Source organism: Candidatus Methanodesulfokora washburnensis (assembly GCF_003947435.1).
GTDB lineage: Archaea > Korarchaeota > Korarchaeia > Korarchaeales > Korarchaeaceae > Methanodesulfokora > Methanodesulfokora washburnensis.
Window position 1 is genome coordinate 1 of sequence record NZ_RCOS01000109.1, and the last position, 20,910, is coordinate 20,910.

Consider the following 20,910-nt stretch of genomic DNA (forward strand, 5'->3'; position numbering starts at 1 on the left):
GGACGATAAGCGCGATAATAGAGAATCATCAGAGGGAGGACGGATCGGTCGAGATACCAAAGGCTTTAAGAACATATCTTGAGATGTTCGAAAAAGCACCAAAGGATTTGATTCTTCCAAGGAAAGTGGGAGCCTGATGTGATGGTTGAAAAATTTCTGCAATTTTTCTCAGTTGACCTATCCTAATAGTGATGCCATTTGCTTCTGTGTCAATAGATATAAGGAGAAAGCTGGAGCTAGCAATGGCTGGAGTTAGGTACATAGAGATAAAGTCTCTTTTCAGGAGAAGGAGGATAAAGCTCCCTGAAAATTCCGAGAAAACGGATCTAGTAAACCCAATAAGGGTGATGGGAGGCTATCTCGATGTGCTCGATGGAAGGGCTGTGCTAATCCCCTACAGCTCATCGGAGGGAATTGATGGAATTGCCCAACTTCTCCTCGATCATGTCAGGGGAATATACCCGGATAAGCCGGATCTGGAGCAGGCATTTGAGATCAGAAGAAGGAGGATAATCGAGGTAACAGATGGCCTTCTACCAGAGGAAAAAAGAGATCTCCTAGCGGAAGAGGTGGCTCTGAGATCCACAAAGCTCTGGCCCATACTATCTCTCTCGATGTCAGAGGGAGTTACGGAGCTCTATGGGGTGCTCGGGAACAGCGTATACTTGGATCACATACTATTAGGAAGAGTAACTGTGGAGAACGTTGTGCTTGATGAGAGGGAGCTAGATAAGATAGTTACTGTTGTTGAATGCTCAGATCAGGTTGGAATCGCAGAACCCTTCTCAAAGGCCGAGATGAGCTTCATGGGGAGGAAGCTGAGGATAACTGTTGACACTCCCCCCTCCTCTTCCGGCTCGATAGCCATAAGAAATCTCTCTGCAATGGAGCAACTTGGCATAGATACCCTTATAAAACTTGGAACCATATCTAGGGAGGAGTTTATAGCAATAATGCACTTCTTCCTCTCTGGAAGCCCTGTGATAGTGGCTGGAAGGACCGGAGTTGGAAAGACAACACTGTGTAATGCCCTTCTAAAGTCTCTTCCAGCTGGAACTAGAATAGTCTCAGTTGAGGAGGTAAGGGAGATAGAGGATCTGAGCAAATACGGGATGAAACACACTGCTTACGAAGTGAGAGGGGACAGGGGAAAGGCTGTTATAGATCTTCTTCACAGGAACCCGGACGTGGTTTTCTTGGGGGAGCTTCTAAACAAAGAGGATGTAATGGCCTTTGCTCTTTCGCATGAGAGTGGATTCAGGGTGATGGCGACAACTCATGCAAAGGACAGGGATATGCTCAGGGAGAAATGGGAGAAATGGGGGGTTGATTATGCCTTAAATGGTTCTGTTCTGGTCTTAATGGAGGAAAAAAGGGTGAAAGAGGTGTCCATATTTGAAGATGGGTGCTGGCAGCTCGTTGAAATTGGACCAAGTGCTAAATGACATGAGAAAGCTGTATTCATTTGCATCAGGTTGGACTATAAGTCCATATAATGCTCTGTTATCAGCTTCAGCTCTCTCAAGAGATCTTAGAAATGCTGCATTCTCAGTAGTAGTAGATGGGATAAGGATAAAGGAAGCCTTGAAAGACGAGCTTCTTAAGCCTTTTTTGGCCGGAGCAGACTTCTCATCAATGCTAAATCTCTACAGGAGGATGATATCCTCCAAGATGGAGGAGCTCATGAAAACAATCGAGAGAAAAATAGAGCTGTTTGTCACGGTTGGATTTCTCCTCTCAATGCTTATTTCCGCCAATATAATGATGAGAAAGGTTGATCCAGTTCTCCTAGTTCTACTTTTTCTGGTGCCAATTGTAATTCTTTTAAGGACAGGAAGAATAGATCTAGCACTGCCCAAGGATCATGAATCAGTTGATCTCCTTGCAAGCTGTTTGGAGAGGGGAAATGGAAGGACAAGAGCACTTGTGGAATCAGGTCTTGGGGAAAAAGAGCTGATCTGCGGGAATTTAACCCTCAAAGATTATTTGAAGAGATCGGATTCTGCTTGGAGCAAAGTTCTCCTATCAGCAGGTAACAGAACTCGTGCTGTGATGATCTTAAGAGATATATCCGATATAGGAAGGGTGAGCTGGGAGATTAGCAGGAGATTTGAGCAGTTCAGAGGGCAAAAGCTCCTTGAGATGTCAATAATATCAGCTGCTGTTGCTGCATCCATTCCAGTCGTATCAGCTGTTATGGGAAGAGGCTCTACAGCAATCCTAGCTGGAATCCTGAGCCTTCTGTTCATGCTCATACCAGCTAGAATGCTGGGCCTCTGGGCACATGTACTACTCTCCTATACAACATCTTTTACAATAATGTATATGATATCTTACAATCTTATATAATATATATCATCTTTATTATAGATATGGTATTTAAAGCCTGCGCGCGCAGTGTATCTCAAGATCGCATTGGGTTCTGGACTATGTAGTCTTCAGCAGACATACATAGCCCTTGAGGTTCATCAGCCTTAAGCCCCTCTCGGGTTCGTTGGGGCTTTCAGCTTCTCCCCCTGTCAGGGTGAACCCTCTCCATCCCCTCATAAGCTCTTTAAAGAGCTTTGGAGATGGAGTAAGACCCTCCATCTGAAGGTACAGATTAACGGCAGCATTCAGCTGCCTGTCTATCCTCAACCCACACCTCTTGCACTCATATAGTGCTCCTTTCGGGGCATTAACCATCCCACATCTGGAGCACCTTCTAGAAGAGTTTTTCGGATTGAGGAAAACGACCCTAGACTTATAACTCATGAGTATGGCAATCATTCTCCAGTCGGTCTTCGAGATATTTCTGTTATGTTTCTTTAAGCCCTTATATGTACTCTTTTTTCTACGTATGAGCATGTTTTCCTTTTTTAGGTCTTCAAAGCCGTGAACATAGTTGCTAAACCTCCTAGAAAGTTCTGTAGTCAGCTTGTGGACAAAGTCTCTAGCTCTGTTCCTTTCCCGTTTAGAATACTTTTCTAGGATTTTCTTTAGGGATTGCTTCCTTGATGCTAGGCTTTGAAGTCTCTGTCTTTTCAATTCGTAGACCCTGTGTATGTGGAAAAGATAAGACAGGTCTATTTTTATCCAGCCAAGCTCTGGGTTGAAACCATCAAGGCTTTTCTCATTGCTGTCCCATGCAATCCTACCCTTTGCATCCTCATACTTCTTCCTAAATCTATATGTGATGGTCAGGTAGTTTTCTCTAAGGATCAATTCGCCCATCCTTCCTCTGGCTCTGCTAATGAACCAAGCCTTGGAAATGTCAAATTCTAAATGCTCTTCATAGGGCCTTATGCTTACCCTTATTTTCCCATCCTTGTAGCTGTAGAGTGTCCCCTTGATTCTGGCAAATTTTCTCTTGACTATAGGTCTCTCCCTGCTTCTCCTATCCTTCAGGTAGTTTCTCTTCCAAGACTTGATTGTAGAATATGCCTGCTTTATCGCAGAATCGACATAGTGCTTCGAGTAGCACCAATCTCTAAGCAGAGCATTCCTAAGATTGCGCTTAAACTCGTTGCTCTTTGGAACGATTGGAATAGGCCTTCTACCCTTATTTTTTCTTTCCACCCATTGAATGTTCTTCCAAATTTCGTCTATGGTCCTCTGGAGCAATAATCTATAGTCCTCGAGGAAATCAGAGACATCATAGCTATGTCTCAAATTGTAGGCTCTAACCTGATATACAGCCTTTGACACATCCGACTACCTCTTTATACTTATGTATGGCTTTCTTTTGTCTATCCAAATCATATTTCTGGGTCGAGGAGGAAACTCTAGCATAGTCGACTATGAGTCTATCTTTCAATCCAAGTTTAATCTCGCTCTCAGGTACCCTTCTGCTCCCTGTCCTAACAACCCTTATCTTATCAGCCTTATCCCACCGTTTAGTCCTAGTAGAAACACCAAGAGCTCTTTTTGCTTCCTTGATCGTACAAAGCCTCTTCACTTCGACAATTACTTAGCGTATCTATTTAAATCTATCTACCAAAGAACAGTTAGAAATGGTGTTCATTGAGCAGCTGGAACTTGAGAACTTCAAGTCATTTAAGAGAGCGAGGATAGTGTTTCCAGAGAGGATAGTGGCCATAACAGGTCCGAATGGATCAGGAAAGTCGAATATACTGGATGCTATAACTTTTGTGCTGGGAGAAAGGGCAAAAGCTCTCAGAGCTGACAGGATTGCTGGACTTGTGAGAAAAGGAGCTGATACAGCTAGAGTTACCATGATCCTGAGAAAGGGAAACGAGAGGATAAAAATCTCTAGGGAGATAAAGAAAAATGGCACAAGCGTCTACAGAGTTAATGGATCTGTGAAAAAAGCATATGAGGTGGATATACTTCTCTCTGAGCTTGGGATTAGGGCTGGGAGCTACTCCATAGTATCTCAGGGGGATATAACGGAGATAGTGGAGATGTCTCCTCATCAAAGAGTCAGGCTGCTTGAGGAAATAAGCGGAGTGGAGGAGTATGAGAGAAGGAAGCTTGATGCACTAAGGGAGCTGGAGGAAGTTGACAGAATGGTGTCCGAGAGAGAAGCAGTGCTCAGAGAGAGAAAGATGGAGCTTGACAGGGCGGAGAGAGAGCTTAAGAAGCTGAAGGAGCTTGAGGAGTTGAACGAGAGAAAAAATAGATTGATAAAAACTGTTCTCCTGAAGAGGAGGGATGAGCTTCTCAAGAAAAAGGAAGGGCTCAGATTTTCCATTGAAAACAACTTGGATGAGAGAATAGAAAAGGTGAAAAAACTCCTCGAGATGGAAGAAAAAGAGCTGGAGGATCTGGAGAAGTGCATAGAGGAGGATAAAAGCAGAGAACTGAGGATAAGGCTTGAGTCGATGAAAGCAGAGCTAAGGAGAATAGAATTGGAGATCTCCCTTAAGGAGGAGAAAGCAAGCAGAATTAAAAAGGATATTCCAGAGGAGATAGAAAGCGATCCCTCTTTTCTGGGCACTGTCTCAGACCTGATAAAGCCAATGGAGGGGTATGAGCTCGCATTTCATGCAGCGATAGGAGGGAGAGTTAATGATGTAGTAATTGACACATATGAAAGTGCTATCAGGATAGTGGATAAACTGAAGGGAAGAAAGGTGAGGATTAGGATAATTCCCCTGGACTCGATAAGGGTTAGACAGAGGGAGGAGGATCCTGAGATAGGCTTGGGATGGCTTAGCTCCTATCTAATATATGATAAAAAACTAGAAAAGCTTGTACATCTTTTGCTGGGGGATTACGTTCTTGTTGAAGATATAAAAGAGGTTCAAAAGGATAAAATAGGAAGATTTAGATATGTCTCATTAGATGGGGAGATAATATTTCAAGATGGAACCTTTATGATAGATAGAAGGGATTATCAAAGCGAATATAAGGCTGAAAAGGAGTTAAAAGAACTAATTGAGAGGAAGGAGAACTTAAGAAAGGATATATCCGAGCTGGAGGAGAAAGTAGAAAAAGAGGAGAAAAAAGACATTCTTTCAGCCCTTAAAAAGAAAAGAGAAGAGGTGAGAAGACTAAGAGATGAATACTCCTCTCTTTTGGCTGAGAGACAGAGAATAGCGAGGGAGATGGAGAGGATATCAGAGGAAAGAGGAATTTTGGAGGCTGAGCTTAAAGAAGTGGAGAAGAAGCTCCAGGAGTTGTATGGATATGAACCTGCTGAGTCGGATGATCCAGAGAGGGAACTGAATGCGATTGAGATGAGAATAAGGGAGATAGGTCAGGTTAACCCAAATGCAGAGATAGAGTACAGGGAGCGGCTCTCCAGATATGAAAGTCTCCTCAGGGATCTCGAGGATGTTAAGAAGAAGAGAGATGAAGTCAGGGCAGCGATAAAAAAGATAGACGAGGAGAGGGAGAAGGTGCTATCCTCAAGCTTTAATACGCTTAGAAAAGCCTTTGATGAGAAAATAAGAGAGATAATGGGTGGAAGTGGGAACATAAGGCTTGTAGAAGCTGATGGCAGGATGAGCTTGATAATAGAGGTTGAGCTTCCCGGGAAAAAACAGGTTCCAATAGACTCCCTTTCGGGAGGGGAAAAGAGCTTAGTCGCCCTCTCCTTCATACTAGCAGCTCAGGAGGTTAGACCTTCATCTATATACTTGTTTGATGAAGCTGATTTCATGCTCGATGGAAATAACTGCATTAAGTTCGCTGAGGCCATGAAAAAGCTATCCGAGAAAGCTCAAGTCATAATAATAACTTTGAAGAAAGAAACATTAAATGAGATGAGCTCAATAGTGGGAGTGACGAGGAAGGGAGATGAAAGCAAAGTGGTGGCTGTTAGCCTTCAGGAGGTATCCTAATGGATTTCTTTCAGACCCTGAGGTTCATGTTGGAGAAGTTCATGAGAGACATGGACATAGCTTATGCCGGAAGGATCATATTCTCCCTCTCAAGGGAGCTCAGGACATATGCAAATAATCTTTTCTATGGTATGAAGATGAGAAAAAGGAAAGTATATAACAACAAGGTTGAGAAAATAGTAGCTGATGTAATACCCAGAAGGGTTGTGAGGAGGCCTGTTACAGCTGAGGAGCTCAAGGATGCAATGTATTGGGCATTGGAGAGGCTTAAGGAAAAATCAGGAGAGGAGATGACGATAAAAGTCGAGGACTTCTACAATATCCTTGATTCTATCTACAGAAGGATAGTGAGCGTCCTATCTAACAGGAGAATGGTGTCAATAAGGGAGATATCCACGGGAAAGGAGGATATAGTGAATGTGTTTGTATCAATTCTCTTTCTGGAGATGGAGGGAAGGGTGGTGACGTATCAAGATGACCCGTTCGGAGAGCTCTACATATCACTCCCAGGGATGGGAGAGAGCAAAGAGGCTTCTTGAAGCTCTTATATTCTCTTCCTCAAAACCTGTGAGTGAGGAGGAGATAAAAAGAGTATCCGGCCTCGTGGGGGTGGCTATAGAAAAAGCAGTGGATGAGATAAACTTGGAGCTCTCAGATCATCCCTTTGAGATAGTTAAAACCGATGAAGGATGGGAGATGAGGCTGAAAAAGGATTATATGAAGCTTTTTTACAGATTTATTGAGCCCGAGCTGAACAAAGCTGAGCTAAAAACTCTTGCAGTAATTGCTGCCAAAGGAGAAACAAGCGTCTCTGAGGTCTTGAGGATAAGAGGAGGTTCTGCGAGCAATCACATAAGAAAGCTCATCAGAATGGGATTTATAAAAAAGGAGAGAAGAGGGAGAAGAACAGTTCTTTCGATCACGGAGAAGTTCAATAAATACTTCTCACTGGAGAAAAACCCTGATAAACTATGAGATCGAGAGTATTGTCCAAAGCTCATCAATAATGGGCACATTTAGGTCTACTTTGCTCCCATCTTTTTTCAAAACAACTCTCTCCTTTCCCTCCCTGAACTGCCCTATTATGGATGCATCAATTCCTTCTTTCCGGAGCTCGCTCACGATATCCCTAGCTTTTAGTGGATCAACTGATATTAGAAGAGTTCCTGAGCTTATGAGCTTCAGATAATCCACTCCTAGAGTTCTGCATATTATCTCAGTTTCCCTCCTAACAGGTATTTTCTCCTCCTCCACATAGATGCCCAAGTTTGAGGCCATGGCCATCTCCTGAAGTCCTCCAAGAACTCCTCCTTCAGTTGGATCATGCATTGCATGAACCCCTCCGACTTTAACGGCTATCATTGCATCCTTTACGACACTTATCTCTCTTATGAAAAGCTTTGCCCTTTCCAGAACATCCTCCTCAACTTTCCCAACCAGTTTGTCGTATAATTCGGATGCAAGTATTGCAGTTCCCTCTATTCCGGCCCCTTTCGTCAGTATTATCTTATCACCTGGTCTAGCACCAGATGTCGTTAGCACATCCTCTTTTTTCCCCTCTCCTATTGCTGTTGTTATTATTATCGGTCTGTCAAGCCCCGGAGTGATCTCCGTATGTCCTCCGATGATGGTTGCATCTATTTCATCTGCAGCTCTTTTCATCTGATCTATTATCTCATTCAGAAGCTTATCATCTGACCTCTCCGGCAGAAGTATGACAGATAACAACCATCTAGGTCTTATCCCTCTTGTTGCTATGTCATTTGCGGCTACATGTATGGACAGCCATCCGATATCCTTTTCCGCCCCGGTTATCGGATCTGCATGAACCACTAAAATGCTCTCGCCAAGATCCACTAGAGCTGCATCCTCCCCTATGGCAGGTCCTAAAATCACGCTTTTGTCCTCTCTGCTCAGTTTAGAGAGGATCTCTTTCAGCTGGTTGTATGGAAGTTTTCCATACCTGTACATCAATATCCTACACCTACACCAGTGGTCTTCTTAATAATCTTGCCCACTATATTGGAGAAAATTATCCCAGATGCTGCCTGAAAGCTGTTTCCCGGAACCTCTGCTAAAGCTCCTCCAAGGCCATATATGAAACATTCAACTATAAAATATCCAAGCACCATCTCAGCTCCTGCTATGATCGTGCCAATTATCGTCAAGATGGGCCTTCTTCTCATCGAGAATAGCCCTGCTATCATCCCCTCAATCCCCTTTATCACTAGAGTGAAGGGAGCCCAGTGAGCATAGCCAGATGCCAGATCAGCCAGAGCAGATCCAATACCTCCAGCTGCAGCTCCAACAGCAGGTCCAAATAGAACAGCAGAGAGCATGACCATTGTATCGCCTAGATTTATGTATCCCCTCGTCTGGGGAGTTGGTATCTGTATTATCATCGTGGCCACGGTTGTAAGAGCAGCTAGAATACCAACAGTAGCCACAAACCTAGGGCTTCCTGCTTTCATACTTGTCCCTGAAAATTTATCCTCCACATATTAAAAAACTTTACCTTCGTGCTCATAAGGTAAGGGTATCAAGATACCTTATGTAAATATTTTTTACCGAATTAACAAACGCCTCAGGGTAAAGCGCAACAGAGTATCTTCAGCAACCTCTACACCTATTCCCCTTCCTCTCGGCACCTGTATAAATCCATCCTTCACAGTCCACTCCGGAATGACTATATCCTCCTTATAGTATCTTGAACTGGCTGATATGTCATTCGGATATCTCACTCCGGGCAGTGATGCAGCTGCAACTAAATGAGCTCTTCCTATGCCTGTCTCAAGAAGGCCTCCTATCCATATGGGAATTCCCACTGAAATACAGAAATCATGAAGCTCTAGCGTCTTTGTTAAGCCACCAATTCTGGCAGGTTTTACATTTATTATGCTGCAGCTTCCTATCCTATATGCTTCTACAGCTCTTTCCTTTGATGTTATGCTTTCATCCAAGCAGATAGGAGTTCTTATTAGCTTCGCCAGCTCTGAATGTTGTACCAAGTCCTCGAAGGAGAACGGTTGCTCTATCATCATCAGATTGTATTTATCCAGCTCCCTGAAAAGCCTCAGATAGCTCATATCATACGCACCATTTGCATCAATATGCATGGGAAAATCCGGTAGCTCCTTCCTCACCTCTCTTACTATTTCCAAATCCCATCCAGGCTTTATTTTCAGCTTTATTCTCTTATACCCCTTCTCTACATTTGATCTAACGGTTTCAAGAAGAGATTTCAAGCTATCCTTTATTCCTATGCTCACCCCGCTCTCTATCTTATCCTTTTCCCCTCCTATGGCTTTGGAAAGGCTTTTTCCCTCAAGTCTTGAGTAGAGATCCCATATTGCCATGTCAACTCCAGCTTTTGCCATGTTATGGCCTCTTATTCTGGAGATAACTCCTTTCCAGATGTCATCAGGTTTCTCTATCTCCTTCCCAAGAACATCCTTCGAGATGAAATCCTCTATTATGTGCCACTCGCATTTAGCTGTCTCATGGCTGTACCATGGGCCAGAACTTGCTGGGACCTCACCCCACCCTTCCTCTCCGCCTCTTTCCTCTATTCTAACTATTATGCATTCTCTCTCTTTCTCAACGCCGAAGCTGGTCTCAAAGGGAGACACCAAATCCATTTTCAGGTGAAACATCTCCAGCAATCGAAGCTGCATACCAAACTATTTTGAGCAAAAAGATAATTCTTTCTCATTCACTCTATAATCCCTCGGTCCATCAAATATAAGCAGATAGATTTTTATTTCTCATAAGAATCTCCGTCAAATGAACCCCTTAATAGCAGCTCTTGTACTTGGAATTGTTCAGGGAATATCGGAGTGGCTTCCAATAAGCAGCAAAACCCAGATAATGATAGTAAGCTCTCTTCTTCTCAAGCTGGATATAAGCGAAGCATATTCCTTGGGCCTATTTCTCGAGTCTGGATCCCTTCTTGCTGCTATAATCTATTTCTACAGGGAAATAAGAGAGATCATACTTGGGATAATGGGAAGAAGCAAGAAGGGACTAAGAATGCTTCTATACTTGGTTATAGTCACGCTGACAACAGGCTTGGTCGGCGTTCCTCTCTATTTATTTGTTGAGGAGAACATAAAAGGTTTTATAATTGGAATTCCGATGATACTGCTCGGAATAGCCTTGCTTTTCGATTCATTAATTATAAAAATATCAAATAAAGGAGGGGACAAGCTGTTCGAGTCGACGGGAATAAAACACTGGCTAATTGTGGGGATATCTCAGGGGATAGCCGCACTTCCAGGAATTAGCAGATCAGGAATGACTACCTCTGCTATGTTGTTCATGGGATTGTGTGCAGAGGAGGCCTTTAGGCTTTCCTTTCTTGCCCTAATCCCAGCTTCTGCTGGAGCATCGGCTCTAACTCTTCTAATGGGAAGGAGCACTTATTCAGCCATCGGGAGAATTGGATATCTTGGGGCATTGGTTGCCATGCTAATATCTACTCTTGTCAGCCTAGCAGTCATAAAATCCATACTGAGGTTTGCCAGAAGGAGTAAAGTGTACAGGATAACATTTGTCCTCGGGATAATTGCAATTATATCAGGTGCTCTATCCCTGCTGACTGGATCATAATCTATCTATTTCCTCTGAGAGAATCCTGACCAGATCCAATAAATCCTCTTCAGGCAGCTTTCCATAGCTTATTCTGAACCATTTTTCGCTTGAGCCAAATGCTCTGCCTGGAACTATCCCAACAGCAGTATCATTTCTGGAGAGGAGCCTTTCAGCAAGTTCTTCCGAGCTTTTCATCTTTTCATGAGATGCAAATATGTAGAAAGCTCCTCTGGGCTCTGGAAATACAAAACCCTCTTTTTTCAGCATGCTGGAAATTAGATCCCTCTTTCTCTTGTAGTAATCCCTTACTTTCTCAAAATAGTCCTCGCTAGCACTATCTATAAGCTCATTTAATACAATCTGGGAGATTTCTGACACACCTGCTGAGCTAAGGTATACTATCTTTGAGACTTTCTCAACCTCCTCGGCCTCCCAGTACAGATAACCAAGCCTCAGTCCTGGAACTCCAAAAGTCTTGCTGAAGGTGTCCACTATGATATCTCCCGGTACAACAGGCTTAGAATTGAAGTATAGCTGGGAGTAAGCAGAATCATTCACCAACAGTATCTTCCTTTTCTTCAGCTCATCCCATAGATCTGTTAACGCTGAATTATCTGGTGCATAGCCTGTAGGATTATTTGGATAGTTTATAAGGACGGCTCCGACGTCCGAGCTAAGCTTGCTGATTATCTCGTTCACGAGATCCTCGCTCATAGAGTTATATGTATCATACTTTATATAATGTAAACTCATTTGATCAAAATATTGTGGAAACGCAGGTGAGGGTATAAGGAGCTTCTTATTTCTCAACGCTAAAAAGGATATGGATAGGGCTTGTACACCCCCATTTGTTATGAAAACTCTCCTCCAATCCATATCTCTTCCAAGAAACTTTTTGGAAAACTCAGTCACTTTCATTCTGGTTGTATCCATCCCCTCAAATGGAAGATATTCCGATCCTGCTTTCTCAATTGACCTTAGAATAGATGAGATCTTCTTTGGTGGTTCGTGAGATGGAGACCCTATATGAGCATCTATCACTCTTAATCCCTTCAACTTCTTCTCCTCGCATATCCTGAACACATCACGGATACCAAATCCTCTCTTCGTGCCATGTCACCTCTCAAAACATCACTTTGTCAAGTTTATATGCTTTCCCTTGTAGTTTAGTGAATCTTATTTTCAAGCCAATTCATTCAGAATTTCGCTGATTTCTGGATATAAGCATAAGTTCCGAACATTTAGCTCTAAATAGATCTAAAACTTTTGATTCGCTTAAATAAGCTTCATCTTGACATCAAAGCTCGCAAGAGAGGCCTAAGTTTTAATCATGGGGTGAATTGTCGATAATTAACAACAACATTTTTTAAGATGATGGTCCCGAGCCTCTCTTCTCTTAGAATAGGGATGGTAATATAGTGACGCTTTTTTGCTTCTAATGGGATAAGATGATAGCCTAAAAAGGAGATTAAAAAGCAAACTAATGAACATATTAGGACATAAATTTCCCGACTTCAGCTATGAAGAGTGTCAATGAAAAGAGAATAGTTAACATTTTTGGCAAAAAGAGGAATCCTTATATTTTTAACCCTTCTGATAACAAAATTAGGATGCGCTTGAAGAGGCCAACTGACATGATGCCGGAGGAGGCTAGGGAGTATTACAGATACCAACTAAAGGCTCTTGGTGTTGAAAATGCAGATAGAATAGCCAACACCATGATGGGAATTGTTATGATAATGCAAAGTTCTTTTAGAGGAGGAGAAACCAAGGAAAAAAGGATTAAGAAAAGCGGTCTCACGAGAAAAGCAGCTAAAAATTGATCATTCCACTTCTATTGGGTTTTTGTCCTCGTTTGGCTTTTCCCTAGATGCGATCTCTTCCATAGAGCTTCCCATTGCAAATGCCGCTTTGTGAATTAGAGCATTGTAGAACCTAGTCTTTATCCCCCTTCTTTCGATCTCCCTCTCGACATCAGCCTCAAGAGGATCATATACCTTGCTCCCTATCGAGAAAGTCCACTCATCTCTGAAAGATGGAACATATGTTCTTGCAAGCCTTGCTATCCTGAAGTTAGCCTTTACAGCGGAGAATATCCTTAAAACAGCATCCGGAGTATAGTATATGCCTTCGCTATGCGTCACCATTATCCCATCATCCCTAAGTATCCTGCTCACCTCAGCATAGAACTCCTTTGTGTAAAGTCTTTTAGCCTGTCCTCTGGGATCATTCACATCTACTATCACGATATCATACTTCTCCTTTGTCTCCTGAACATATTTTCTTCCGTCCATAAATATTATCCTCAATTTATCGCTCTCGAATGAACCCTGAGACACATCCTTTATTCTGTATCTGAACAAATCAACTACATCAGGATCGAGCTCAACTAGATCAACTCTTTCAACAGATGGATGCTTTAGAACCTCTCTAAGAGCCCCTCCATCCCCTCCTCCTATTATCAGGACATCCTTCGGGCTTGGATGGGTTAGCATAACCGGATGCACTAAGGTCTCATGATATATGTGCTCCTCTCTGAAGACTATCATTAGAAGCTTCTCCATGAAAAGTGATCTTCCAAGAAATTCAAGGTCAACAACTTCAACAAGCTGTCCGGCTCTTGTCCTGAATGACTCAATCACATCCTTGATCTCAACTAAGGACAGTACACCTGGCCTCAACATCTCAAGATAGTATCTTCTTCCCAAGAACTCGACAAACCCCTCGTTAACTATTGACATGTGGCATCAGAGCTTTCAAAAGATATAACCGTAAGCACTTTTGAAAATGCTATTACCAATTTTATCTTAATTATCCATGCTCCTTAATTTAAAGGAATCGAATATGATTTTTAATTCTTTTCACCACAATATATACAAAAGCAATAACCAAAATAGCCACGAATACCTGATCCAAGTAAGAAGAAACAAGGCCCCAGTTGTCCTCCAAGATCATGCCCGAGTAAACAAGAAGCGCATTCCATGGAATTGAGCCAGTAATTGTGAACAGGACAAATCTTGACAGATCAACTCGGGACATTCCAGCCGGAAGAGATATGACAGTTCTCACTCCGGGCATCATTCTTCCTATAAGCACAGCCTCGCTTCCTCTTCTTCTTAACAAATTCTCTGCTTTTCTGATCTCGCTTTCACTTATCACCTTTGAGATAACCTTAATCCTCAGCAGCCATTCCCAACCTGCTCTTACACCTATATAATATGCGATAAGAGAGCCTGTTAGATTTCCCAGCACACCTGAGAGGACTGCAATCCAGAAATCCATGGAACCCCTGCTCACAAGGAAACCGGAAAATGGCATCACTACTTCGCTGGGCACCGGTATCAGCGCACTCTCCATTGTCATGAGGATAAAAACGAGTGGGTAAGATCCTTGCTCTACTAGACCTATCAGCGCTTCTATAACAAATTTCATCATAAAACCACCTCAGAGGAAGTCAATTAAGCCCTCCTCTTTTTTAAGCTTTGAGAAGTCCTCAACGAGGAATTTCCTTATAGCAGGATTGTATAAGCTTGCTGCTGGATGCAATGTGGGCATTATGCGCACATCCAAGCCTAAAATTTTGGCTTTTATGAACTCCCCTCTAACAGCCATTATTGACCTGAAATCCCTTCCTGCTAGCCTGAATATATATGAGGTGCTGTGTCTTCCCAGAGTAATTATAGTTTTGGGCCTTATCACAGCTATCTGTCTGTTTAAATAAGGGGAACATGAATCAATCTCCTCTTGCGTCGGATCCCTATTTCCGGGAGGCCTGCACTTAACTACATTTGTTATGAAAACCCTTTCTCTCGACAAACCAGCTATCGATAGAAGCTCATTTAGAAATGCCCCTGCTGCCCCGACAAATGGTCTTCCTTGTTCATCTTCGTTTCTTCCTGGAGCTTCTCCTATCAGCATTATCTCTGCTTTTTTATCTCCCTCCCCTGGAACAGCATTTTTCCTGTTTTTATGCAGTGGACATTTTTTACAATTTCTTATCTCCTCCGCTATTTTATCCAAATCTTCTATCAAGAGATCACCTCAACATTGTCCTAACAGAAGGCTTGGGGGGCATTGCTCTCTTATGGGCAGACCTTTTGCTCATCTCTATCACCTTTCTCACAGCGGCTTCATCAACTCTTAATCTCTCCGGTATCTCAGCCTCCGGTATCCCTAGGTCAAAATAAGCTTCCAATATCCTGTCTATTATATCGTAGCTCAGACCTATCTCCCCTTCTGCTGTCTGCCCAGCCCAGAGACCGGGGCTGCTTGGCTTATTCACTATCTCATCCGGAACTCCTATCTCCCTAGCCAAGGCTCTCACCTGAGTCTTATAAAGGTCACCTATTGGTATCATATCGGATGCCCCATCTCCATACTTGGTAAAATACCCAAGCAGTATCTCGCTTCTGTCAGATGCTCCTGCCACAAGCAAGTTTCTCGAGTTGGCAGCATAATAAAGAAGAGTCATCCTTATCCTGGCCTGCAAATTCCCATTTGCTATGCGATTTGTCCTATCGTGAAGAGGATTCCTTTTTTCATATGAGAAATATATATCTCCTATATCTATTTCATATGAATTTATTCCAAGATCTTTTGATAGATCTCTTGCATGCTTTAGATCCTCCTCGCTAGTTATACCAGGCATCGGCATTATGAGACCGGTGACCCTCTCCCTTCCTAGAGCTCTAACTGAAAGCACTGCTACTGTTGAGGAATCAAGGCCCCCGCTTATCCCTATAACTACTCCATTAGCCCCAGCTCCCTCAACCATTCCCCTTATAAACCCTTCTATGGCCTTAGCGGCCTCTTTGTAGCCCATAGGAGATATATGAACGATAGCATTAAAATTTTATGCCGGATTTCAGGCAAGCTTCTTGCAATTAGCTGTCTATGGTCGCACGGTCAGTTAAAAACACAATATTTAAAATGGCAATCAACAATTAACTTGATCTGCCATGAACAAGCTTGCTCTGATATCCCTTCTGCTTTTGCTTCTCTCCTCCATAGTGTCATGGTTTACCCTCGAGGGGCAGACCTCGGAGAGCGAGGGATACGTGAAAATGGAGGTAAATCCCTCATCCCTCCTCTGGTGGACAACACACGATCAGAAATCATCCCTTTCCAGAGGCTACAGCATTATAGACTGGATGAGCAGAAATGGCATGTTACCGGCCTCTTCTAGGCAGAAGATAGGCATTTCAAAATCCTTTTTCCTTCTATCCTCAATAGCGCACTTTGGGGGTCTACTGATGATGCTCTGGGGAGGAATAGTATCCAGCAAGAGCAGGCTTCAGATATCCACAGTCTTGATATTCTTGGGGATGCTTTTCTTTGTGCTGGGAATTGCTGTCATGGATATACCGATGACCAATGAGATAGTGGTAAATGAATCGACATGGGTGAGATGGAGCCCCAGCGTAGGTATATACATAGAATTCACAGCAGGTTTGCTCTCAGCTATTGCCCTCCTTATCCTCATAATTACCGGTCCTAGAAGGCACCCTCTCTATAGAATAATGAGGAGAAGATAGCGGAACAAATTTGAATCCGTAAAAGATCTGTCCCGATTCTCCAAACACCCTCACAATTCTCAAAGTAGCCTCCACCTCATCCCCTATTTTTAAGTTGTCAGCATCTGATATCTGACCGAAAACCCTTGTGCCATCCTCAAGCTCAATCACAGCTAGAACATAGGGTGTGTAATACTCAAAGCCCCTTGGTGGATTTTCGACCACGGTAAAGCTGATCACTTTCCCCCTTCTGGGAAGCTTCTTCGCTCTTATCTTAGTGGAACCGCATTTTGGACATATCGATTTATATGGAACAAATGTGAAGCCACATTCCTCACACTCGCCTTTCTCCATCCTTAAGAGGAAACCCCTTCTCCTCCAGTAGAGAGGTATGGGCGACACAAATGACCACATGATATCACCTCTTCAGCACTATTGCTGTGACATTTGATCCTGTGCCTCCTATGTTCACAGAGAGTCCTATTCTAGCCCCTTCTACTTGAGATGGTCCAGCTCTCTCCATCAGCTGTAGGGCTATCTCAGCCACCTGATAAACTCCAGTTGCCCCAACTGGATGGCCTCTTGCCTTTAATCCACCCTCGGGATTTATTGGAAGATACCCATTTCTCTCAGCATCTCCCGATTCGAAGAATTTGTGTGCTTTTCCTCTCTCAACCACTCCAATGGCCTCTACACACATATATCCTATCACACTGAATGCATCATGTATCTGAACTATGTCTAAATCGCCGAGCTCTATGGAGGCCATCTCCATCGCCTTCTTCGCAGCGCTTTTGACAGCTCTCAGCTCTGTCAAGTCCCTTGAGAAGGTCTCAACTAGGTCCGTTGATGAGCCAAATCCAGCTATTTCCACATCCCCTTCTTCCCCTATTATTATTGCAGCTGCGCCATCTCCTGTAGGAGAGGCATCCAAAAGTCTCAGGGGCTCGCACACATATGGGGATTCGAGGTAGTCCTTCAGGGATATCCTGTACCTGAGCTGTGCATGTTCCACGTCAGCTGCATTCTTGTGCATTAAAATTGGGAGGTGCGAAAAATCCTCCTCGCTTAACCCATGTTCATGCATATACCTTCTCATTATTATCGCATTGAGAGCTGCAAAAGTTGCCCCCATGCTGAGCTCTGTTTCAGCATCAGATGCAGTTGCCAGAGCAGATGACTGATCCTCAGTGTTTGTTGCATCTGTCATCTTCTCCACACCAACGACAAGAACATTTCTGAAAATACCCGATATCACTCCTATTGCCCCCCACATGACTGCAGCTCCTCCGGAGCCACATGCTGCCTCTATCTTTATTGCTGGAATGCCTGACATGCCTATTGATTCTGCTATATGTGCTCCTAAGTTCTCCTGTCCATTTAGAAGGCCCGACATCATGTTTCCCACTACTATAGCATCTATTTTCGGATTCCCTGCATCTCTTAGTGCCTTAAAGCATGCCTCAGCAGCAAGTTCCCCTATCGATTTTGACCAGTGCTGATCTATTTTTGTGAGCCCAACTCCCTTTATCATTGCTTTCATGGTCTCACAGCCTCCATTCCCAGCTTAAATGCAGATATGTTTACATCCCTGTATTTTTCTGGAACGGATTCTGATATAGCATCAGTTATCTCCTTCAAGCTGAACGGGAGAACTCCTGTGGAGTAAACAGCACCTAGTATCACTGAGTTCACAACTCTTATGTTTCCCAGCGATTCAGCTATCTTTCTAGCATTTATTAAATAAGCTCTATGCTTTCCGATCATTTTGATGAGATCCTCTCTTTCAGGAAATTTTGATATCCCCAGATAATGGGGTATGTGATACCTTATGTAGTCATTTGACACGACAATTCCCCCCTCTCTCAGGTATCTAAGGTTCCTCGCTGCTTCAACAAGCTCCATCGATACTACAGCATCCGCCTTTCCCTCAGCTATAGTAAGCGAGCCATGATCACCTATTCTTATGTGGCTGGACACAGATCCCTCCCTTTGAGCTAGGCCTCTGACCTCGCTGACTGTCACATGAAGACCTGAAAGCAGAGCAGCTCTTGCTAGCACTCTGGATATGAGAACTATTCCCTGGCCTCCAACACCGCAGACAACCAAATCCACCATTATATCACCTCTATTGCTCCATTTTGACATATCTGAGAGCATACAGAGCAACCAATACAATCCATAGGATCTATCTCAGCTTTTCCGGATTCTTGGGAGATTTGTATAGCAGGACATCCCGTTGTCAAGCATAGCTTGCATGCGCTGCACTTTTCTTGATCTACTCTGGTAACTTTCCTCCTCCATCTTCCAAATCTCACCGCTTGAAGGGCACATTCCCTCCTGAATATGACAGCAGATGGAATCAAGCTTTCCTTAGCCTTTCTTATTGCTTCCCTTATTGCATTTTCTCCTTCTCTTATATTATAAGGATCAACAATTTTTATATTACATACTCCAATAGCTTCCAATAGATTTTCTATTTTCAGCTGAGGTCTCGGCCTTCCAAGCGAGTCAAGACCTGTGGAGGGGCTAGGTTGATGTCCTGTCATTGCTGTCCAAGAGTTATCAAGAATAGCTATAACTATTGGAGATCTTGAGATGACAGCTTCTATTGTTGGAGGGATTCCTGCATGGAAGAATGTGGAATCCCCTATGACAGCAACTACCGGCTCTTTAATGCCTGATCTAGCAAGACCTACTGCCATTGCTATGCTGGACCCCATTGCTATAGCTGTGTCTATCGCCCTAAGGGGCAGGTTTCCTCCCTGATTATAGCAACCCCTGTCCCCGAGCACTATTCCTCTTCCAGATAGAGCTCTCTTTATTGCTATGAAAGATCCTCTGTGAGGGCATCCTGGACAGAGTTGCGGAACTCTCCTCGGTATTTCCTCCTCTACAGCTTTTCTCCGGTAAAAGATCCCTCTTATCTCATCGGGTCCTATTTCTCCATAAGGCTTCAGGTGGCCGGATCTCTTTCCCACTATCTCAAGCTTTAATCCATTATTATATGCTAATATAATTACTTGATCCTCTATTATTGGGTCGAGATCCTCCAGCACTATCACCTTCTTCAACCCAGATATGAACTCTAGGACAGGTTTCTCCGGAAGAGGATGGGAGACAGAGACCTTCATGAGAGGAAGATCCATCTCCCTCGCTATCTCCATTGCAGCTAAGTAGGGAACTCCTGATGCTATTATCCCGATGTCCCCGGATCCCTCCTTAAAGCTTATCCAGGGTTCTCCCTCAAACAATTTTCTGGCTTTCTCCAGCTTCTCAAATATCAATGGTATGTTCTTTCTCGCATTTGGTGCTGTTGAAATTAGCCTAGAAGGGTCTTTCTTGAACTCAGCATTTCTCTCCAGCTCCACTCTATTCCCTATGCGGACAGGAGCTGACCCATGAGCTAATCTCGCTGTATATCTCATCATTATAGGTAATTTTATCAGCTCTGATACCTCAAATGCCAATTTTATCATTTCCTTTGCCTCGGAAGGATCAGATGGTTCAAATACTGGTATATGAACTGTTCTAGCGTGATTTCTGGTATCAGTTGAGCTCTGTGAGCTATATGGGTATGGATCATCTGCTGAGACGACAAGAAGTCCTCCCTCAACCCCCGTTACTGCGGATACTGCTAAAGGATCAACTATCCAGTGAGTGCCGAGGTGTTTCATGACTGCGGCAGCTCTCAATCCTGATAATGCTGCTGCATATGCTATCTCAAACGCTACTTTCTCATTGACAGACCATTCTGCATTCATCCCCAGCTTTATCATCTCTTGAATAACCTCAGAGCTGGGAGTTCCCGGGTATCCTGTAGCCACGGAGACTCCAGCCTCATACATTCCTCTAGCTATAGCTTCATTTCCTGAGAGGAGCATAACTTTCTCATACTCCATTTCTGCTTTCATTCATTTTCACCTCCCTTTTGTTCGAATAGATGAAAAAGTTGCGATCGCTGATTTGGGCTGTTGGAAACAGGGCAGAATATATAAAGTTTGTTTTTTAGTGAAAATACATTCGTCTTTTGACGGATAGAGAGGGTTAAAAAGAGAGCCTTGATTAAGAGTGTATGCTGAGACCTGGGCTCAAGGATAGAAGGTTGTTCAGGGTAACAGATCAACACTCAGCCAAGTTTCTCGGTAGTGGGGATGTATCAGTTTTATCAACTCCATCTATGATAACATTCATGGAGGAGACATGCAGGAAGATGGTTGAGAGCTTCTTGGAGGAAGGTGATACCACAGTAGGGACTAGGGTTGATGTAAGTCACTTAAAGCCAGCTCCTGTTGGGGAAGAGGTGGAGGTGACAGCAGAGCTAATTGAGGTAGATGGAAGAAGACTTAAGTTCAGAGTTGAGGCCTTCTGGAGAGGAGAGAAGATAGGAGAGGGCTATCACGAGAGGTTTGTAGTCAACAGGGAGAGATTTCTGAGCAAGCTAAGGGAGCTGAAAAATTAGGCTATCGCTCAGTCCTATATAGCAGTTTGCATGAGATAATTTATATATCAAGTGGGGG

General features: G+C 43.4%; 23 protein-coding genes. 9 read left to right on the top strand and 14 right to left on the bottom strand.

All coding sequences use genetic code 11. From position 1 onward, the window contains the following. The first annotated feature begins 191 nt into the window (after nucleotides 1-191). Both D6D85_RS08975 and D6D85_RS08980 read left to right on the top strand, forming a co-directional pair. Complete coding sequence (locus D6D85_RS08975) at nucleotides 192-1,445, top strand: ATPase, T2SS/T4P/T4SS family (RefSeq protein WP_125671718.1); 1,254 nt, start codon at nucleotides 192-194, stop codon at nucleotides 1,443-1,445. Continuing rightward, the gene (locus D6D85_RS08980; protein ID WP_161969796.1) at nucleotides 1,402-2,349 is read left to right on the top strand and encodes a hypothetical protein; all 948 of its coding nucleotides are present in this window, start codon (nucleotides 1,402-1,404) and stop codon (nucleotides 2,347-2,349) included. Before D6D85_RS08975 ends, D6D85_RS08980 begins: the two co-directional genes overlap by 44 nt. Nucleotides 2,350-2,427: 78 nt before the next feature. Here D6D85_RS08980 and D6D85_RS08985 read toward each other — a convergent pair whose 3' ends face one another. Together D6D85_RS08985 and D6D85_RS08990 are read right to left on the bottom strand one after the other, a co-directional pair. Then, entirely contained in the window at nucleotides 2,428-3,687 is a 1,260-nt protein-coding gene (locus D6D85_RS08985; protein WP_125671720.1) for a zinc ribbon domain-containing protein, read from the bottom strand. Next, nucleotides 3,662-3,937: a recombinase family protein gene (locus tag D6D85_RS08990; RefSeq protein ID WP_202617272.1), complete on the bottom strand. Its 276-nt coding sequence runs from the start codon at nucleotides 3,935-3,937 to the stop codon at nucleotides 3,662-3,664. The genes D6D85_RS08985 and D6D85_RS08990 overlap by 26 nt, the downstream gene beginning before the upstream one ends. 55 nt (nucleotides 3,938-3,992) lie before the next feature. Here D6D85_RS08990 and D6D85_RS08995 point away from each other — a divergent pair, with 55 nt between their 5' ends. Genes D6D85_RS08995 through scpB form a run of 3 tightly spaced genes read left to right on the top strand, consistent with a single transcriptional unit; the run spans nucleotide 3,993 to nucleotide 7,262 of the window. Further along, entirely contained in the window at nucleotides 3,993-6,287 is a 2,295-nt protein-coding gene (locus tag D6D85_RS08995; protein ID WP_125671721.1) for an AAA family ATPase, read from the top strand. Then, nucleotides 6,287-6,826 (top strand): hypothetical protein, encoded by a 540-nt coding sequence (locus tag D6D85_RS09000; RefSeq protein ID WP_125671722.1) that lies wholly within the window; start codon nucleotides 6,287-6,289, stop codon nucleotides 6,824-6,826. The genes D6D85_RS08995 and D6D85_RS09000 overlap by 1 nt, the downstream gene beginning before the upstream one ends. Nucleotides 6,827-6,854: 28 nt before the next feature. After that, nucleotides 6,855-7,262: an SMC-Scp complex subunit ScpB gene (scpB, locus tag D6D85_RS09005; protein ID WP_161969797.1), complete on the top strand. Its 408-nt coding sequence runs from the start codon at nucleotides 6,855-6,857 to the stop codon at nucleotides 7,260-7,262. Here scpB and D6D85_RS09010 read toward each other — a convergent pair. The 3 genes from D6D85_RS09010 to menC form a co-directional block, all read right to left on the bottom strand. Then, a complete protein-coding gene (locus D6D85_RS09010; protein ID WP_125671724.1) occupies nucleotides 7,257-8,258 on the bottom strand; it encodes an AIR synthase family protein in 1,002 nt (333 codons plus the stop codon). The genes scpB and D6D85_RS09010 overlap by 6 nt on opposite strands. After that, nucleotides 8,258-8,758, bottom strand: coding sequence for an ECF transporter S component (locus D6D85_RS09015; protein WP_125671725.1), 501 nt, complete (start codon nucleotides 8,756-8,758; stop codon nucleotides 8,258-8,260). The genes D6D85_RS09010 and D6D85_RS09015 overlap by 1 nt, the downstream gene beginning before the upstream one ends. Nucleotides 8,759-8,851: 93 nt before the next feature. Beyond that, entirely contained in the window at nucleotides 8,852-9,961 is a 1,110-nt protein-coding gene (menC, locus tag D6D85_RS09020; RefSeq protein ID WP_125671726.1) for an o-succinylbenzoate synthase, read from the bottom strand. A gap of 109 nt (nucleotides 9,962-10,070) precedes the next feature. Between menC and D6D85_RS09025 the strand changes: the two genes are divergently transcribed. After that, nucleotides 10,071-10,895: an undecaprenyl-diphosphate phosphatase gene (locus tag D6D85_RS09025; protein ID WP_125671727.1), complete on the top strand. Its 825-nt coding sequence runs from the start codon at nucleotides 10,071-10,073 to the stop codon at nucleotides 10,893-10,895. Here the strand turns inward: D6D85_RS09025 and D6D85_RS09030 are convergent. Then, nucleotides 10,890-11,933, bottom strand: a complete 1,044-nt coding sequence (locus D6D85_RS09030) for a pyridoxal phosphate-dependent aminotransferase (protein ID WP_237558807.1) — start codon at nucleotides 11,931-11,933, stop codon at nucleotides 10,890-10,892. The two genes, D6D85_RS09025 and D6D85_RS09030, sit on opposite strands and share 6 nt — an antisense overlap. Before the next feature lie 554 nt (nucleotides 11,934-12,487). Here D6D85_RS09030 and D6D85_RS09035 point away from each other — a divergent pair. Further along, entirely contained in the window at nucleotides 12,488-12,700 is a 213-nt protein-coding gene (locus D6D85_RS09035) for a hypothetical protein (protein ID WP_125671729.1), read from the top strand. On the opposite strand, the gene D6D85_RS09040 is transcribed toward D6D85_RS09035, so the two are convergent. From D6D85_RS09040 to D6D85_RS09055, 4 genes are all read right to left on the bottom strand, one after another. Beyond that, a complete protein-coding gene (locus tag D6D85_RS09040) occupies nucleotides 12,701-13,618 on the bottom strand; it encodes a fused MFS/spermidine synthase (protein ID WP_125671730.1) in 918 nt (305 codons plus the stop codon). An 88-nt stretch (nucleotides 13,619-13,706) separates the two neighbouring features. Then, a complete protein-coding gene (locus D6D85_RS09045; protein ID WP_125671731.1) occupies nucleotides 13,707-14,312 on the bottom strand; it encodes a DedA family protein in 606 nt (201 codons plus the stop codon). A 9-nt stretch (nucleotides 14,313-14,321) separates the two neighbouring features. Next, nucleotides 14,322-14,906, bottom strand: coding sequence for a type-4 uracil-DNA glycosylase (udg, locus tag D6D85_RS09050; RefSeq protein ID WP_125671742.1), 585 nt, complete (start codon nucleotides 14,904-14,906; stop codon nucleotides 14,322-14,324). Nucleotides 14,907-14,913: 7 nt separating this feature from the next. Then, nucleotides 14,914-15,699: an NAD+ synthase gene (locus D6D85_RS09055; RefSeq protein WP_125671732.1), complete on the bottom strand. Its 786-nt coding sequence runs from the start codon at nucleotides 15,697-15,699 to the stop codon at nucleotides 14,914-14,916. Between the two features lie 136 nt (nucleotides 15,700-15,835). Between D6D85_RS09055 and D6D85_RS09060 the strand changes: the two genes are divergently transcribed. Then, nucleotides 15,836-16,411: a hypothetical protein gene (locus tag D6D85_RS09060; protein WP_125671733.1), complete on the top strand. Its 576-nt coding sequence runs from the start codon at nucleotides 15,836-15,838 to the stop codon at nucleotides 16,409-16,411. Here D6D85_RS09060 and D6D85_RS09065 read toward each other — a convergent pair. From D6D85_RS09065 to D6D85_RS09080, 4 genes are read right to left on the bottom strand one after another with little or no spacing between them, the layout of a single operon-like run. Continuing rightward, on the bottom strand, nucleotides 16,334-16,804 hold the full coding sequence (locus tag D6D85_RS09065) for a Zn-ribbon domain-containing OB-fold protein (protein ID WP_125671734.1): 471 nt from the start codon (nucleotides 16,802-16,804) through the stop codon (nucleotides 16,334-16,336). The two genes, D6D85_RS09060 and D6D85_RS09065, sit on opposite strands and share 78 nt — an antisense overlap. Nucleotides 16,805-16,808: 4 nt before the next feature. Further along, nucleotides 16,809-17,933: a thiolase C-terminal domain-containing protein gene (locus D6D85_RS09070; RefSeq protein ID WP_125671735.1), complete on the bottom strand. Its 1,125-nt coding sequence runs from the start codon at nucleotides 17,931-17,933 to the stop codon at nucleotides 16,809-16,811. After that, nucleotides 17,930-18,508 carry an indolepyruvate oxidoreductase subunit beta gene (locus D6D85_RS09075; RefSeq protein WP_161969798.1) on the bottom strand — a complete coding sequence of 193 codons (579 nt, stop codon included), beginning with the start codon at nucleotides 18,506-18,508 and terminating at the stop codon, nucleotides 17,930-17,932. Before D6D85_RS09075 ends, D6D85_RS09070 begins: the two co-directional genes overlap by 4 nt. Beyond that, on the bottom strand, nucleotides 18,508-20,304 hold the full coding sequence (locus D6D85_RS09080; RefSeq protein WP_125671737.1) for a thiamine pyrophosphate-dependent enzyme: 1,797 nt from the start codon (nucleotides 20,302-20,304) through the stop codon (nucleotides 18,508-18,510). Before D6D85_RS09080 ends, D6D85_RS09075 begins: the two co-directional genes overlap by 1 nt. 161 nt (nucleotides 20,305-20,465) lie before the next feature. Here D6D85_RS09080 and D6D85_RS09085 point away from each other — a divergent pair, with 161 nt between their 5' ends. After that, nucleotides 20,466-20,852 carry a thioesterase family protein gene (locus D6D85_RS09085; RefSeq protein WP_125671738.1) on the top strand — a complete coding sequence of 129 codons (387 nt, stop codon included), beginning with the start codon at nucleotides 20,466-20,468 and terminating at the stop codon, nucleotides 20,850-20,852. Nucleotides 20,853-20,910: the final 58 nt, after the last annotated feature.